The organism is Halobacillus sp. ABR2_026 (assembly GCF_056158545.1).
The window spans coordinates 2,409,638-2,426,499 of sequence record NZ_JBSWTM010000001.1 but is presented as its reverse complement, the minus strand read 5'-3'; the positions used below and the strand labels follow the sequence as shown (position 1 = coordinate 2,426,499).

Genomic DNA, 16,862 nt, shown 5'->3' with positions numbered 1-16,862 from the left:
TAAAATTATGAATCATCGTAATTTTAAGATAGGTAAGCGCTTTATTTCTGGTATGCTAGTAATGGGAATGGACTGAATAAGGAGGTCTTTCAAATGAACACATCATCAAAGGAAAACCAATGGAAACAAAAATGGCAGGAAGACGTTGAAAAGACAACGGAGCGTTTCCCAGAGCGGAAAGATGCCTTCCATACAAGTTCGGATCTTCCGATTGAGCGCTTGTATACGCCTGAAGAGTTGGATGGAAAATACATAGAGGAAATTGGCTTTCCGGGTCAATATCCTTATACAAGAGGGATTCAACCGACCATGTATCGGAGCCGGTATTGGACAATGCGTCAATATGCCGGGTTTGGATCGGCAGAGGAAACAAATGAAAGGTTCCGTTACTTGTTGAAACAGGGTCAAACGGGTTTATCTGTCGCTTTCGATCTACCTACTCAAATTGGATATGATTCGGATGATCCTATGGCGGATGGTGAGGTAGGAAAAGTCGGCGTCGCCATAGATTCACTAAAAGATATGGAGCAATTGTTTGATCGAATCCCGTTAGATAAAGTAAGTACATCGATGACGATTAATGCACCGGCAAGTATTCTGCTTGCTATGTACATCGCAGTAGGCGAGAAGCAGGGAGTCGATCCCGCAAAGCTGACAGGAACCATTCAAAATGACATATTAAAAGAATACATCGCCCGTGGAACTTATATTTTCCCGCCTAAACCTTCCATGAGGCTTATTACAGATATTTTTGGTTACTGCCAGGAAAACCTGCCGAAGTTCAATACCATCAGCATATCCGGCTACCATATTCGTGAAGCTGGATCGACGGCCGTTCAGGAAGTAGCTTTTACAATCGCTAATGGCATGGCTTACGTTGATGCAGCAATTGAAGCAGGACTTGAAGTCGATCAATTTGCTCCTCGCCTTGCCTTTTTCTTCAACGCGCACAATCAGTTTTTTGAAGAGGCGGCTAAATTCAGAGCGGCGCGCCGCATGTGGGCAAAGATCATGAAAGAGCATTATGGAGCAGAGAATCCGAAAAGCTGGAAGCTCCGTTTTCATACCCAAACGGGAGGAAGTACATTAACGGCTCAGCAGCCTGATAACAATATAGTAAGGGTCACTCTGCAGGCACTTGCTGCCGTTATGGGGGGAACCCAAAGTCTACATACCAACTCCCGTGACGAAGCCCTTGCGTTGCCGACAGAAGATTCAGCAAGAATTGCGCTGCGCACACAACAGATCATCGCTAATGAGAGTGGAGTTGCAGATACCATTGATCCACTGGCGGGCTCGTATTATGTGGAATCTTTGACGGATCAGATTGAAGAAGAAGCTGGAGCGTACCTTGAACGTATTAAAGAGTTCGGTGGAGCCGTACAGGCGGTGGAAGAGGGGTATATGCAGCGGGAAATTCATAAAGCAGCTTATGATGCTCAGAAGCGGATTGAATCAAATGATGACATCGTGGTCGGAATGAACGAATATAAGCTGGAAGAGGAAATTCACGCTGACCTGCTTCGTGTAGATGAAGCCCTTGAACAAGCGCAGATCAAGAAAACAGAGGCGGTAAGATCATCACGGGACCAGGAAGCGGTCGACAAGTGTCTGCAAACTTTAAGAAGCGCCGCAAAAGGAAAGGAAAATGTAATGCCTCTTATTGTCGCTGCAGTAAAGGTTTATGCGACAGTCGGAGAAATCGCAAACGTATTAAGAGAAGAATTTGGCGAATATACCGGAATGTAGGGAAGGATGATGAGGATGAAGCCAATACGTGTACTCATAGCGAAACCAGGATTAGACGGGCATGACCGTGGGGCATTGATTATTGCCCAGGCACTTAGGGATCACGGGATGGAAGTCATTTATACCGGCCTCCGTCAATCAGCCGTTCAAATAGCGAGGGCAGCGATACAGGAAGATGTCGATGTTGTGGGTCTTTCTTCTCTTTCCGGGGCTCATAAATCGCTGTTTCCTAAAGTGGTTCAAGCCTTGGAAGAACAAGGAGCTTCTGATATCCCTGTTATAGGTGGAGGCGTTATACCAGCGGAAGACATCCCCTTCCTGGAAGAAAAAGGGGTGAACAAAATTTTCACAAGCGGGTCGCCGACAGATGCGATTGCTGTATATATTAAACAGATGCTTCATAAAGAGAGCCTGGATGCTCCAAGTAAAATCGCCCACATTGGGATTGCAGTGGAAAACATCGATGCAGCCCTGCCTTTTTATCAGCACAACCTGAATTTGGAGCTTGAAGCGGTTGAAGCGGTTCAATCCGAACAGGTCAGGGTCGCCTTCCTAAGGATAGGAGAGACGATGTTCGAGTTGCTGGAGCCTATAAGTGAGGATTCACCGATTCGATCGTTTCTAGACAAAAAAGGAGAAGGTGTTCATCACATCGCTCTGGAGGTTGATGACTTGACTGCACGTTTGAAGCAGTATAAAGAACAGGGAGTGCGTCTGATTCATGAACAACCGAAAACTGGGGCTCATAATAGTCAGATCGCCTTTTTGCACCCGAAAGCTGCAAATGGTGTACTTTTCGAGTTGTGTCAACATGAAGAGGGGGAGTAATTTTGGATATTTTTGATAAAATCAATGAACTTTATGATAAACGCCGTCAAGTTGAACTGGGTGGCGGGGACGAGCGGATCGCTAAACAACATGATAAAGGAAAATGGACGGCACGAGAGCGTATTGAACATTTGTTGGACGAAGGGTCGTTCATTGAATTGAACCCTTTCATCGAACATCGCCATGATGCGTTCGGAATGGATGGAAAGTCAGCGCCTGGCGAAGGAGTCGTCACAGGTTTTGGCAAAATCCATGGACGGGATGTGTACTTGTTCGCTCAAGACTTCACGGTCTATGGTGGCGCATTGGGGGAGATGCATGCGAAAAAAATCGCAGCCGTCATGGACCTTGCTGCCAAAAATGGTACACCGTTCATTGGTTTGAACGATTCTGGAGGAGCTCGGATTCAGGAAGGGGTATCTTCTTTGGATGGATACGGTCAGGTTTTTTACCGGAACTCCATTTACTCAGGGGTCATTCCGCAAATCTCCGTCATTATGGGGCCGTGTGCTGGTGGTGCGGTATATTCTCCAGCCATCACGGATTTCGTAATCATGGTGGAAAAGACGTCTCAAATGTTCATTACCGGGCCGAAAGTAATTGAAACAGTTACTGGTGAGCAGATATCAGCAGAAGACCTCGGTGGCGCAGGTGTCCATAATTCTTTAAGTGGTAATGCCCACTTGAAAACATCAGATGAAGCTTCTGCTTTAGACGCTGTGCGTGACCTTGTCAGTTATCTGCCTCAAAATAATGAGGAGAAGACACCGGAAATCGATGTAGAACCGGAAGACCATTTCAGACCGGATCTTACAGACAAAATTCCTTTTGATCCTCTACGTCCTTACGATGTGCGTGTAATTATCGATGAAGTGGTCGATGAAGCATCGTTTTTTGAAATCCACAAGGACTTTGCAAAGAACATTGTCGTCGGGTTCGCCCGTCTGCACGGGAAAACAGTCGGACTCGTGTGTAACCAGCCGAAATACATGGCCGGGGGGTTAGATATCGATTCAAGTGATAAAGCGGCGCGGTTTATTCGTACATGTGACTCGTTTAATATTCCATTGATTACATTCGAAGATGTTACAGGATTTTTCCCGGGCATCAAACAAGAGCATGGAGGAATCATCCGTCACGGTGCAAAAATTTTGTATGCCTATTCAGAAGCGACTGTTCCTAAGCTGACAGTTATTACAAGAAAAGCTTATGGAGGAGCGTATGTTGCCCTGAACAGTAAGTCGATCGGAGCTGACCTTGTCTATGCCTGGCCGAATGCCGAAATTGCTGTGATGGGTCCTGAGGGGGCAGCGAATATCATTTTTGCCAAAGAAATTCGCGAAAGTACTAATCCTGAAGAAACTAGACAAAACAAAATTAATGAATATAGAGAAAGATTCGCGAACCCTTACGTAGCGGCAGGACTTGGAATGATCGATGATGTTATCGATCCAAGAGAAACGCGTGCCACTTTAATCAAATCTTTGGACATGCTTAAGAACAAGCATGAAGGCCGTCCGTATAAAAAACATGGCAACATCCCACTATAATTGACACCGTCCTTTCGTTCCGCTAACGTACTAAGAGGAACAGGTTTACATATGAAGGAGGAAACTATAGATGGCTGCCATTAATAAAGAACGCTTGCTTCAGGAATTTTTAGAGTTGGTTCAAATTGACTCAGAAACTGAAGAGGAAGCAGAAATTGCTAAAGTATTAAAACAAAAATTTGAGGACTTAGGCTTGGAAGTCCTGGAGGATGACGCGGCTTCGGTCACTGGTCATGGGGCGAACAACCTCATCTGTAATTTGGAAGGGTCGAAGAAGGGTGCAGATATGATTTATTTCACTTCGCACATGGATACGGTCGTTCCAGGGAACGGTGTAAAACCATCTGTTGAAGATGGCTATATTGTGACGGATGGAACAACGATTCTGGGGGCCGATGATAAAGCAGGGATTGCTGCTATTCTGGAAGCGATCCGTTCTCTTCAGGAACAACAGGTTGAACATGGGGATGTTCAATTCGTCATTACAGTGGGTGAGGAAAGCGGCCTTGTCGGAGCAAAAGCTTTGGATGCTTCTTTACTTAAAGCGAAATATGGATATGCTCTCGATAGTGATGGACAAGTCGGAAACATTATCATTGCAGCTCCTACCCAGGCGAAAATAAAAGCTGTGGTTAAAGGAAAAACCGCTCATGCAGGGGTTGCCCCTGAGAAAGGGATTTCTGCCATTACTCTAGCGTCCCGAGCAATTGCTAAAATGCCTCTCGGACGAATTGACGACGAAACTACGGCGAATATCGGGCGCTTTGAAGGTGGTCAAAAAACAAACATTGTATGCGATCACGTCGAAGTGTTAGCGGAAGCCCGCTCTTTGGACCCAGATAAAATGAAAGCCCAAGTGGAAAAAATGCAGCAGGCTTTTCTGGAAACAGCTGAAGAAATGGGTGGAGAAGTTGAACTGGATATAGAAGTTATGTATCCAGGGTATAAACAGCAAGCAGGGGATCAAGTAGTTGAAGTCGCCCGGGCAGCAGCGAAGCGTATCGGCCGTGAAAGTGAGTTGTTGACAAGCGGCGGGGGAAGTGATGCTAATGTCATCGCTGGTCATGGTGTACCGACAGTTAATTTAAGTGTCGGCTATGAAGAAATTCATACAACCAATGAGCGCATGCCTGTGAGTGAACTTGAAAAAGTGACTGAGTTGGTCACGTCCATCATTGAAGAAGTAGCTCAATAAAGTAAAAAAAGGCTCCCTGTGATGGCAGGGAGCCTTTTTGCATAGAACCCCTCATGAGAATTGCACAATAGCAGAGCGTTGATTATCCATTGATCATCATGTCATGGTATAATAGAGAACAAATGTTCCAATGGAGGAAGTACGTTATGGAGTCCAAATGGTATCCGAAAAAAGGTCGAGTCATATTTCATGTGGATATGAACAGTTTCTATGCTTCTGTGGAAGCGGCTTTTGATCCATCCCTAAAAGGGAAGCCGTTGGCCATTGCAGGAAATCCGGAAGAAAGACGCGGCATTATCGTCACAAGCAGCTATGAGGCAAGGAAATATGGGGTCAAGACGACAATGCCTCTAGGCGAAGCGAGACGGTTGTGTCCGGGTTTAATTGTGATGAGGCCAACGTTTGAACGATATCGGACAGCATCTAAAGAAATGTTTAAAATACTTGCAGATGTCACCTCGATGGTCCAGCCGGTATCCATTGATGAAGGATACATGGACATTTCCGAATGTGCGGAGCAGGGATCTCCTCCTGAAATCGCGGAGAATATCCAAAAGCGTATCCATGACGAACTTGACCTTTCCTGTAGTATTGGCATTGCTCCTAATAAATTCCTGGCAAAGATGGCATCTGATATGAAAAAGCCGATGGGGATCACGATCCTTCGAAAGCGTGATCTCCCCTCTAAATTATGGCCGATGCCCATTGAGGAAATGTATGGAGTAGGAGATAAAACGGCAGAAAAACTTAGGAAAATACAAATTGAAACCATCGGTCAACTAGCTGCACATCCGGTCTTGGAGTTGAAGGGTGTGTTGGGTATTAATGGAGAGCGGTTAAAAAATAGAGCGAACGGGATTGACCAAAGAGTGGTAGACCCGGAAGCGGTCCATGAATTCAAGAGTATCGGAACTTCAACGACACTGCCTCAGGACACCACTGATGATGTTGAAATTCAAAGCGTTCTCCGCAGACTTTCCCATAAAGTTGAGGCCCGGATGAAGAATAAAAAAGTGCTCGCCAGAAATGTTCAGCTTATGATACGTTATCATGATAGAAAAAACGTAACCCGCAGCCGACAGCTCCAGCAGTTTGTCCACAAGTCAGAAGACCTCTTTCAAGTAGCGGTGCAGTTATTTGATGATCATTGGAATCAACAGCCTGTCCGTTTGCTTGGTGTTACGGCGAGTGACCTTGCTGAGAAATCAGAAGTCAGTCAACAGCTGGACCTGTTTAATTTTGAAGAATATGCAAGTAAAGAAAAGCTTTATAAAACCATTGATGATTTAACAGAAAAATATGGAAAAAACCCTTTCCGTGATTTAAGTCATTCATCTGATGCGCAAGTAAATACGAGCTTTCAAAAGGATTTTCTCGACGATTACAAAAAATGATTCCCAGGGATAGCCGCCATCCTCTTTTCCATACTAAGCAAGAAGGGAGGCGTGTGAAGATGGGTAGAGACAGACAAGAGAAAAAGTTGAAGAAATCCGGTAGAGTGGAGTCCGATCGTGATCAGCGTCTGAGTTATCCTGGAGCGACTGCGATGGAAGGACCGGAAGCAGCTCGAAAACGCAGATAATGAAGGAGGCGGATGGGTAATGGGACGACGTATGGGACCCAAACAACAGGAACAACCGAACTTACCACTAGGACCCAAGCAGGCCTACGGTGAGCCGGCACAAGGCTCGCATAAAGTGAAAAACGCACAGCACACACGTCAGAAGCAAAAATCTTCTCACGATATGTAGGAGGATAAGGCAGCCCAAGGGCTGACTTTCTTTTGCTCATTTTCTAAAAATAACCTCGTCAGAATAGGATTGTAAAGAAGAGACAAAATAGATGTGAGGAGGTTGAGAATGATGCCAGAACGAATTGTCGCCGTTAGAAAAAACGGACAAGGAAGCATTGTTGAAATGCAGCTGTCGTCAGGACAAGTGGTCGATTATAAGCGGGCACATGATATGGCGCGCAGCGGTGAACTGGAACACGTGAACCTCATTCGAGGGAAAGATGGAGAAGACCATCTGCGCAGTGAACCGGATGGCATTCAATCCAATAATTTGGACAACCTTCCATCTTTTTAATAGAGAGAACCCAGGCAAAGCCTAGCGCTTGTCTGGGTTTTCTTGTTTGTAAGGTTTCAATATCTAACTTCCACAATTCCTGTCTTTTTCATGGAAGCGCCATTAATAATAAGTTCTTCCATTTCAATGACTGTCAGTGGAGGGAAAATAATAAATAATGAAATTTATACATATATATATTTCAAAAAGTTATTGACTTCTTATCTGATTGAGGTACACTAAAAATGAAATAAATGATGTTTTATATTACAAAACTTTTAATTGGAGATGATGAGATGGCAATCTTCGCAAAACAGGTTACAAAAGAATATAAAAGCGGAGAAGTGACAGTGCAGGCGCTTCGCCAGGCATCCTTGGAAGTACCCGACAAGAAAATTGTTACGATTCTTGGACCTTCAGGGTCGGGGAAATCGACGTTACTAAATGTCATCGGGGGAATTGACCGGTATGATTCAGGAACGATTAAAGTAGGGGATTCTGTTCTCGATCAATTGAAAGACCGTCAACTGACGGACTACCGGCGTAAATTCATCGGGTTCATTTTTCAACAGTACAATTTAATTCCGACCTTAACAGTTGAAGAGAACGTGGAAGTAGGGAAGGAATTGAGCAGCAACCCTCTGGGCATGAAAGATACGTTGGAGAAGGTTGGAATGTGGGACAAAAAAGATAAGTTCCCATCCCAGTTGAGTGGCGGGGAGCAGCAGCGTGTTGCCATTGCAAGGGCATTGATTAAAAATCCACAGGTGCTCCTATGCGACGAACCAACAGGAGCCCTTGATGAAGAAACGGGAAAGAACATTCTGAAACTGTTGAAATTCGTAAACGAACAATATGGAACGACCGTTCTAATTATCACCCACAATCAGGGAATCGGGGATATGGCACACGCTGTGATTCGGATGAAAAGCGGTGAAATTGTTGACTCCTATGACAATGAAAACCCTGTCGACCCAGAGAAGGTGACATGGTCATGATTCTCAGAAAATCCGTATACCGTACTTTAAAAGAGAAAAAGTTTCAGTATGCAGGGGTGGCCATACTTCTTCTTCTAGCCGTCATGCTTTACGTTTCTCTCTCCATGGCGATTACGACTTTGGAATCAAGAAATGAGACGTTTACTGAGGATTACAAGCAGGAGAGTTTTCATTTTGTCGCTGGTGGAGAAATTTCAGATGAGCAGCTTTCGTCCTGGGAAGAAGAGTATGACCTCCTTTTGGAGAAACGGAAATATGTTGATGTTGCAGTAGATGAGTCGACGTTAAGAATGTTTACGACGACGGATGCCATCAACCTTCCTTACATTGCTGATGGTGAGGAGCCTTCAGGAAATCAGGAAATCGCGATTTCCAAAGTGTATGCAGAGAAACATAACTATGAAGTCGAGGATAAGCTTAATGTAGGAGAGCAGACTTTTGACATTACCGGATTCGTCTACCTCCCTGATTACATTTATATGGTTGAACAAATGAATGATTTGTTAGCGGATGCTGAAAAGTTCGGCATCGGTGTTGTAACAGGATCCGATTTTTCTGAATTTGAAGGTCAGACAGAAATTTTGGGCTGGACGGAAAGTGGTGACGTTCCGGATGGATTCAGGGAAGCTGTCAGTGGTGAAACACCCCTTTTGAAGTTCGTTCAGTCGGAAGATAATCCACGAATCGGTTTTGTAGAGACAGAAATTGAAGGTGCGAAAAGCATGACCACGACGCTTCCGCTTTTCATCCTGGCTCTTTCAATCGCTATGGTCCTCATGCTTATGAAGCGACGGATGGATATGCAGAGAAAAGAAATTGGAACACTCATGGCCCTTGGATATAGAAAGAGTGAAATGGTCCGGCATTATCTAGGTTATGCCTGGCTCATCGGATTAGGAGGTACGATTGGAGGTTTACTCGTTGGAGCGGCTTTGTCCATTCCTTTATCCAATTTGTATGCCAACTATTTTAACCTTCCGGCTCTTTCCATGTTTGACTGGGATCCGATCGTGCTTGTCATTGGTCTGATTCTTCCATTATCGCTTCTGATTCTGCTGACTGCCTTTGTCATCAACCGGACATTACGTACAGAACCGTTGAAACTTTTACGGCCGAAAGAGATGGCGAGTGGAAAAAAATCGTGGCTCGAAAAGCTTCCTCTTTTGCAGAAAGGAAGTTTTATCAGAAGGTTCCGGTTGAGACTAATGGTGAGAAGCAAAGCAAGAAGCTTCTATATCTTTGTCGGGGTCATGTTTTCTACTGTTCTGCTTTTATTCGGATTGATCACATTCAACAGCATGGATGAACTGGTGGAGACAACGTATAAAGATATTTTGAAATATGATTATGCTGTTCACTATCAATCGTTAATGACGGAAGAGACAAGTGAATCTCAAAGTCCTTTTACGATGAGTGAATTGGGTGTTGTTCATAAAGATGTGAAAATAACAGCTTTTGGTATGGAAAAGGAAACGGAATATATTGAGTTAAGTGCAGACGGGGAAAGTTTACGTTCAGGGTTATCGGAAGGCGCTGTTATTAGTGCCCCGTTAGGAGCAGTCCTTGGGGTTGGAGAAGGAGATGACATCCAGCTCGAAAATGCATGGAATGAAAAGGAAATAACCGTAACAGTTAAGGGAGTAGCCGATCTTTATACAGGGAATAACTTGTACCTTTCCCGTGACCAATTAAATGAATTCCTTGGCTTTCCTGAAGAAGCGTATACAGGCACGTGGCAGGACCAGTCTCCTGAAAGAAGTCAGAACGTGTATATGGTAGAAGATAAGCAAAAAGCGATTGACAGTTTTGAGTCTACAACAGGAGCAACAAGAGCTTCTGTTGTGAGCATGGCCGTTTTCGCTGTGTTGATCGGGGTCATTGTTTTGACTTTGCTTACGAATTTAATCGTTGAAGAAAACTCACCATCAATTTCACTATTTAAAGTCATGGGTTATCAAGATAAGGAAGTATCAAAGCTTGTATTGAGTGTGTATACGCCCATTGTGCTCATTGCCTATTTTGTTTCCATCCCTTTAGCAAGTCTAGGTTTGGATCAGACAATGAATTCGCTGGTGGAAGAGACTGGATTCCTTATCCCTACAGATGTAGCCTGGTGGATGGTGCTGATTGGATTCGTGGTGATCGTCTTCACCTATTGGGTGTCCCTTGGATTATCCAAACGAAAACTGAAAAATGTTTCTTTACAGGAAGCTTTGAAAAAACAGCAGGACTAAAGAAAAGGCTTTGTTAAAGTTTAGTGTTGATATTACTGCAAATGAGGAACTTCTAATTTTATGGAAGTTCCTCATTATTCAACTAAAGCTCCCGTTTGTGGAAGACTCAGCTTCGAGATGTTTGTGGGGGAGTTAGGGGCTGCGGGGGATGACTCGCTTTCCGCGGAAGCGCGGTGGGCCTCCTCAGGCTTACGCCTTGCGGGGTCTCACCCAGCACTCTTTTCCCGCAGGAGTCTCGCCATCCCCCTCCGCCCCTTGGCTATATCAGGGTCTCGAAGCCCCTTCATGAATCATCAGCTATTCTAGTTGGTGAGAGGATAAGGTTCATACGCCCAAACCGAGGGGCTCGAACCCGGAAAGCTTGATACATAGCGTTTTATGCTTACAACAACCGGGGTAATGGAAGACCATCCAACGTTGGTAAAGGGGTTCGTTTCTCGCATGATCGAATGGGGTGGTTGGGAAGCTGCGAGACTCCCGTGGGAGAAAGGAGATCGGCGAGATCCCGCAGGGCGATAAGCCCGAGGAAGCTCGGCACTCCCCCACAGGAAAGCGAGTAGCTTCCCAGCCACCCCTGGCACTCAACACAATAACGAACCCCGAACCCTCTCGAAATCAAGTCTTCAACAATCCTGCCATTTAGCGAAAGACTCCGTTTCGAAATCATAATTCAACAAGATTCAATGGTTACATCGTGAAAGGAGATCATCTAAAGGTTTCGATACTTGGAAATAAACCCCTTTTAATCATCCCATCATTCATTGTCACTTCAATCTGTTGGTGCAAATATCATCACTGACCATTAACAGAACCAAAGAAAAAAGCCAGCGGCTCAGCCGCTGGCTTTTTAGTACAGGAAGACATGGAAGAAGAGTCCTCTTCACGAAGGATTGTCTATCCAAAAAATTTCTTTAATACGGTTAACCCCAGTTGAGAGCCGGGATAGCGGAAATTCTGATCGAACCGCGTTGTTTGTTTTGTAATGCTTTTCTCATGTGTGAATGTATCAAAGCTGCGTTTTCCATGGTAACTGCCCATGCCGCTTTCACCAACGCCTCCAAAGGGAAGGTGCTGATTGATAATGTGATAAAGGGTGTCGTTGATGCATCCGCCACCAAATGAAATCGAGTGGAGAATGCGCTGTTGATCGATTTCATTTTCTCCAAAGTAATACAAAGCCAGTGGTTTCGGACGACTGTTGATTTTATCAATGACTTCTTCGAGAGCATTATAAGTCAACACGGGAAGAACAGGACCGAAAATCTCATCTTTCATGACCTCATCTTCCCATACCACCTGATCAAGAATGGTCGGAGTGATTTTTAATGTAGACGTATCAACAGAACCACCCACAACTGTAGTGCCGGAATGTAAATAGGACGAGACCCGTTCAAAATGTGCCTGGTTGACAATTTTTGTATAATCGTCATTTTCCAGTGGATCAGGTCCATAAAATTGGTGAATGTATTTTTTCATCGCCTGAATCAAATCTGCTTTCACTTCATGATGAACGTAAAGGTAATCCGGGGCGATACATGTTTGACCGGCATTGGTGAATTTCCCCCAGACGATTCGTTTGGCAGCTAGATCGAGATTAGCGTCTTTATGAACGATTGTCGGGCTTTTCCCCCCAAGCTCAAGAGTGACCGGAATAAGCTGTCTGCTGGCTTTTTCCATAATGATTTTGCCTACAGGTACACTACCTGTGAAGAAAATATAATCAAGGGGTTGTTCTAGAAGTTCCTGCGTCACTTCTTTGTCTCCTTCAACAACCGTGAGATAGTGAGCGGGGAAGTACTGTTCGACCATTTTCTTCAATACCCAGGAAACGGTGGGGGTCAATTCAGATGGTTTGATAATAACCGTATTTCCTGCGGCAATCGCACCGATGACCGGAGCTAGAGCGAGTTGAATGGGATAATTCCATGGAGCAATAACCAACACAGTCCCGTAAGGCTCTTTCCGGATGAAGTTTTTGGACCCAGTGTGGGTCAGAGGTGTTTTCACTTTGGTTGGCTGCATCCAATTCCTCAACTGCTTCACATGATGATCGATCTCACTTTTCAAAAAAGCGATTTCGGAGGCGTAAGCTTCATATTCAGATTTGTTCATATCGAATTTCAGAGCATTCAGGATCGGTTTCTCAAACGTCGTCAACATTTTTTTCATTTTCAAAAGTTGTTCTTTGCGGAAGTTGTAGCTTTTGGTATGTCCTTCTTTAAACCATGATTTTTGGGCCTTCACAATAGTGTGCATACCGTTCCCTCCCTTATCCTCGTTTGATCGGATGTTGATAGAAATCATGAGCGATTGTGGTGTTCGGGAATATCTCTTTCGCTTCATCAAGGAGCTTTTCAACACTTTCCCCTTGATATCTGGAAGAAAGGTGATTTAGAATCAGTTCTCCTGCGCCGGCTTGTTGGGCAAGGGAGGCTGCTTGCTTTACGGTTGAATGGAAGTAATCGTGAGCCATTTTTTCCTCGTCTCCCGCAAAGGTTGCCTCATGGACAAGGACATCCGTCCCTCTTAATACCTCCTTTAATTCGGGCAGGTAACGAGTGTCTCCAAGGATAGCTACTTTCCGTCCTTTTTTAGGAGGTCCAAGCACTTCATTCCGGTGAATGATGGTCCCATCCTCTAACACCGTCCGGGCCTGGCTTTTAATTTTCTGGTAAATTGGACCTGGCTGAATGCCCAAATCCTTCAGCTTGTCCGGTTGGAGTTCGCCCAGCTTATCTTTCTCTCTCAGGATATACCCATAACTCTCAAGTCCGTGGTCAAGTTTGACAGCTTCGACAATGAATTGTTCATCTTCGAAGAGTTCTCCTTCTTCAACTTCCTCAATATAGAGCGGGTATCGAAGGTGTGTGCCGCTCAGTTCAAGACTGATATCAATGTAATCTTTCAAGCCGCGCGGACCGTAAACGGTTACAGGCGTTTCACCGCCTTGAAAGGAACGGCTGCTCAACAGCCCGGGTAATCCGTAAATGTGATCCCCGTGAAGATGGGTAATGAAGATCACTTCAATCCGTCTCGGGCGTATGTTCGTATTTAATATTTGTTGTTGTGTGCCTTCTCCGCAGTCAAAGACCCAGGTCGTCCCGCGCTCTTCAAGAAGACGGAGTACCAGGGAGGAGACATTTCTTTCTTTTGATGGGACACCAGATCCCGTGCCTAAAAAAAATAGTTCCATTTCCAACACTCTCCTACACCTATCATCATACCACCAGCAGGGGGAGAACACACATGAAATGCCATAAAAAATACTGCCGGATGTATCTCCGACAGTTTAGAAAAATCACCAGCCACGTGTATATTGCCTTGGTCCCTCTAAAGGATATCCAAGCTGATCAGCAGCTTCTTTTGCCCAGTATGGATTTCTTAAGAGGGCGCGCGCGAGGAATATCAGATCGGCTCGTTCATTCTGCAATATTTCCTCCGCTTGATTTCCTGTCGTAATCAGACCAACAGCCCCTGTGTCGATGCCGGAGCCGTGTTTGATCTTTTCAGCAAATGTGACCTGATACCCTGGATATGGATCGATGGAAGCAGGAACGACTCCCCCGGAGCTTACATCAATCAAATCTACCCCCTGGGCTTTCATCTCCTGGGCAAAATAGAGGAAGTCGTCCAGCCGGTTTCCGTCTTCATGATACTCCTCACCGGAAATTCTAACGAACAAAGGGCCCTCCCATTCTTCTTTCACAGCATCTATGGTTTCCTGAAGGAATCGGTAACGGTTCTCTCTTGGTCCGCCATATTCATCTTCACGCTTGTTTGTAAGAGGGGAAAGAAATTGATTGATCAGATAACCGTGAGCGCCATGCAGCTCTATGATATCAAACCCTGCTTTTCTGGCACGTCCGGCTGCCATGCGAAAGGCATTCACTGTACGTTTGATGTCTTCGGTCGTCATTTCACTCGGAATCTTCATGGACGAACTGAAAGCCTCAGCACTAGGTGCGAATATTTCATCTTTCAGGTTGGCTTTCCGGCCGGCATGAGCGAGTTGAATCGCTGCTTTTGCCCCGTGACGATGAATTCCTTGATTATTCTGCTTCAAACCTGATATATGTTCATCATTCCAGATGCCTAAATCCTCATGAGAAATGCGTCCTTCCGGCAAAACGGCCGTCGCTTCAATCATAACGAGACCGACTTGTCCAGCTGCACGACTTTCATAGTGGGTGAGGTGGAAGGGCTCAACCCGACCGTCCTGATTATCGGAAGAATACATGCACATCGGAGACATGACGATTCTGTTTTTTAAGGTGACATTTTTAACTGTATAAGGGTCGAATAATTTGTGCTTCAATGATGGTCCTCCTCGGATTTTTGGAAAAACTCTCGCAATTCTTTTGTGGAATACCGGTTCCCACGCCATTCGATTCCACCCCGGACCCAGGTGAGAGCAAGTGCCCTTGATAGCATGAATACGAATAAAAGGGCATAAAAGGGAAGGCCGAAAATCATCCACCTTGGATAAGTCGTAAACGAATGAGTGGTTAAACCATATAAACAAAATAACAAAAGGACGTTCACGGCGCTAATTATTTGAATCAGGAAGTTATCAGAAAACATCATCCCGAACGGAAGAACTTGGGAGATGAGGATGCCGGCAATTGAAAAAATGGACAATGGGATGGAATAATTCAGACCAGCGAATGCATTTTTTTCAAACCCGCGGAGTGCAGATTTGAAATCAGGATACCACTCCACAGTTAAAAGTTGCTTAGCGGTAACGAGTTTTTGGTGAAAGCCCGATTCCTTGATTTTTTGACCTAATGCAAGGTCATCATCCGGACGGAACCGTACAATGTCATGGGTGCCGATCTGCTGATAGCATTCTTTGGACACCATTTGAAATGCACCGATCCCCATTCCTCCCCGCGGTTTATCCATATTTGCCGTCCAGGGACGCTTTAAATAGCCGAATCCGAATAAAAAGTAGGAGATTAATCCTTTTAAAGCATAGGAGTGGGCTTCAAGGTTCGGCGCTGCCGTCAGATGGTCCAGCCTTTGTTGCTTCATCAAGGACATCGCTCGAGCAAGGGTGGTTGGGTCAAATCTGATATCGGCATCTGTGAAAACCAAATAAGCGCCTGTCGAAAGTTCGGCGCCTTTTTTAAGAGCATGATTTTTGCCCAGCCATCCACCGGCCAGCTGTTTGATGTGGTGGGTTGTGATCGTTGGGTGAATCGCAGCTGCTTCTTCCATGATTTCACCTGTCCGGTCACTGGAACGGTCGTTCACAGCGATGATTTCAAACGTTACGTCCTCCTGGTTTACGAGCGTATGAAGCGTATTTTTAATCGAATCCTCTTCATCTTTTGCAGCTATTATAATGGAAATCCGGTTAACGGACGGAGAGGGGGAAGTGGCTTCTAATTTCGGTATTCTCTTCATGCCCTGGACGAAATCGAAGAGAAGTAAAGTCCATAAGATCACCAGTCCGCCTAAGAACCAAGTCATCTCAGCGGTTTTTGCGCTTTCGATAAAGGTCGCGGTATTCGATGGCTTGATGAGGCACATCTGTGAAAATCCCGTTAACTCCAAGGCTGTAGCATTTTTTCATCATGGTTGGGCGGTTGACCGTATAAATTCGCAAATCCAGATTTTCTTTGTGGCATCGTTTCACGAGTTTCTTATCCAGAAGACGATGTTTGACATGTAGAGCGTCACACCCCTGTGAACGAGCATACTGGGGAAGGTTGCGCATTTTTGTCGAGGTGAGGAACGCTGTTTGAACTGACGGGTTGATCTCTTTCATTCGTGTAAGTGAATCAGGGTTGAAGCTTGAAATGACTGTCCGGTCCAATACATGATAACGTTTCAAAGAATCATAGACGATTCTTTCAATATTTTTGTAAGCGATGACATTAGTTTTCAGTTCGACATTCAAAAACATGGGCTGGTCACGGAACCAGCGTAGAAACTCGTCCAGTGTTACAATATAAGTGTCAGAAAATTTAGGAGAAAACCAGCTTCCTGCATCAAGCAAGCGCAGCTGAGCATATGTATAGTCTTGTACGAACCCTGTTCCATTGGTTGTTCGTCTTAGGTTTTCATCATGTATGAGGACGGGGATCTGATCTTTTGTAAGTTGGACATCCGTTTCGATACCATCCGCCCCGGCTGTACGCGCCAGTTCAAATGCCGGCATCGTATTTTCAGGGGCCAGCTTGCTCGCACCTCTATGAGCGTAGATCAAGGTTTTCATCGTGACGTTCACCTCTTCCAAG

The 16,862-nt window shown here is 45.1% G+C and carries 15 protein-coding genes; 10 read left to right on the top strand and 5 right to left on the bottom strand.

Features of this window, described 5'->3' with window-relative positions:
• The first annotated feature begins 93 nt into the window (after nt 1-93).
• The 10 genes from ACXADE_RS12640 to ACXADE_RS12595 all read left to right on the top strand — a co-directional run bounded on the left by ACXADE_RS12640 (nt 94) and on the right by ACXADE_RS12595 (nt 10,620).
• Nucleotides 94-1,749, top strand: coding sequence for an acyl-CoA mutase large subunit family protein (locus ACXADE_RS12640; protein ID WP_474980821.1), 1,656 nt, complete (start codon nt 94-96; stop codon nt 1,747-1,749).
• A 15-nt stretch (nt 1,750-1,764) separates the two neighbouring features.
• Nucleotides 1,765-2,577 (top strand): methylmalonyl-CoA epimerase, encoded by an 813-nt coding sequence (gene mce / locus ACXADE_RS12635; protein ID WP_474980820.1) that lies wholly within the window; start codon nt 1,765-1,767, stop codon nt 2,575-2,577.
• A complete protein-coding gene (locus tag ACXADE_RS12630) occupies nt 2,577-4,127 on the top strand; it encodes an acyl-CoA carboxylase subunit beta (RefSeq protein ID WP_474982226.1) in 1,551 nt (516 codons plus the stop codon). Before mce ends, ACXADE_RS12630 begins: the two co-directional genes overlap by 1 nt.
• A 70-nt stretch (nt 4,128-4,197) precedes the next feature.
• Nucleotides 4,198-5,322: a M20/M25/M40 family metallo-hydrolase gene (locus tag ACXADE_RS12625; protein WP_474980819.1), complete on the top strand. Its 1,125-nt coding sequence runs from the start codon at nt 4,198-4,200 to the stop codon at nt 5,320-5,322.
• A 146-nt stretch (nt 5,323-5,468) separates the two neighbouring features.
• Nucleotides 5,469-6,716 carry a DNA polymerase IV gene (locus tag ACXADE_RS12620; RefSeq protein ID WP_474980818.1) on the top strand — a complete coding sequence of 416 codons (1,248 nt, stop codon included), beginning with the start codon at nt 5,469-5,471 and terminating at the stop codon, nt 6,714-6,716.
• A 59-nt stretch (nt 6,717-6,775) separates the two neighbouring features.
• Complete coding sequence (locus ACXADE_RS12615) at nt 6,776-6,904, top strand: YpzI family protein (RefSeq protein ID WP_089651799.1); 129 nt, start codon at nt 6,776-6,778, stop codon at nt 6,902-6,904.
• A 19-nt stretch (nt 6,905-6,923) separates the two neighbouring features.
• A complete protein-coding gene (locus tag ACXADE_RS12610; RefSeq protein WP_474980817.1) occupies nt 6,924-7,073 on the top strand; it encodes a small acid-soluble spore protein P in 150 nt (49 codons plus the stop codon).
• A 111-nt stretch (nt 7,074-7,184) separates the two neighbouring features.
• Nucleotides 7,185-7,409, top strand: coding sequence for a DUF3892 domain-containing protein (locus ACXADE_RS12605; protein ID WP_474980816.1), 225 nt, complete (start codon nt 7,185-7,187; stop codon nt 7,407-7,409).
• A gap of 275 nt (nt 7,410-7,684) precedes the next feature.
• Nucleotides 7,685-8,386: an ABC transporter ATP-binding protein gene (locus tag ACXADE_RS12600; protein WP_474980815.1), complete on the top strand. Its 702-nt coding sequence runs from the start codon at nt 7,685-7,687 to the stop codon at nt 8,384-8,386.
• The gene (locus ACXADE_RS12595) at nt 8,383-10,620 is read left to right on the top strand and encodes an ABC transporter permease (RefSeq protein ID WP_474980814.1); all 2,238 of its coding nucleotides are present in this window, start codon (nt 8,383-8,385) and stop codon (nt 10,618-10,620) included. The genes ACXADE_RS12600 and ACXADE_RS12595 overlap by 4 nt, the downstream gene beginning before the upstream one ends.
• Before the next feature lie 894 nt (nt 10,621-11,514).
• Here the strand turns inward: ACXADE_RS12595 and ACXADE_RS12590 are convergent.
• The 5 genes from ACXADE_RS12590 to ACXADE_RS12570 form a co-directional block, all read right to left on the bottom strand.
• A complete protein-coding gene (locus ACXADE_RS12590; protein ID WP_474980813.1) occupies nt 11,515-12,876 on the bottom strand; it encodes an aldehyde dehydrogenase in 1,362 nt (453 codons plus the stop codon).
• Nucleotides 12,877-12,889: 13 nt separating this feature from the next.
• The gene (gene rnz, locus ACXADE_RS12585) at nt 12,890-13,813 is read right to left on the bottom strand and encodes a ribonuclease Z (protein WP_474980812.1); all 924 of its coding nucleotides are present in this window, start codon (nt 13,811-13,813) and stop codon (nt 12,890-12,892) included.
• Nucleotides 13,814-13,918: 105 nt separating this feature from the next.
• Nucleotides 13,919-14,935: an NADPH dehydrogenase NamA gene (gene namA / locus ACXADE_RS12580; RefSeq protein WP_474980811.1), complete on the bottom strand. Its 1,017-nt coding sequence runs from the start codon at nt 14,933-14,935 to the stop codon at nt 13,919-13,921.
• Nucleotides 14,932-16,152, bottom strand: coding sequence for a glycosyltransferase family 2 protein (locus ACXADE_RS12575; RefSeq protein ID WP_474980810.1), 1,221 nt, complete (start codon nt 16,150-16,152; stop codon nt 14,932-14,934). Before ACXADE_RS12575 ends, namA begins: the two co-directional genes overlap by 4 nt.
• Nucleotides 16,094-16,840 (bottom strand): glycerophosphodiester phosphodiesterase, encoded by a 747-nt coding sequence (locus ACXADE_RS12570; protein WP_474980809.1) that lies wholly within the window; start codon nt 16,838-16,840, stop codon nt 16,094-16,096. The genes ACXADE_RS12575 and ACXADE_RS12570 overlap by 59 nt, the downstream gene beginning before the upstream one ends.
• Nucleotides 16,841-16,862: the final 22 nt, after the last annotated feature.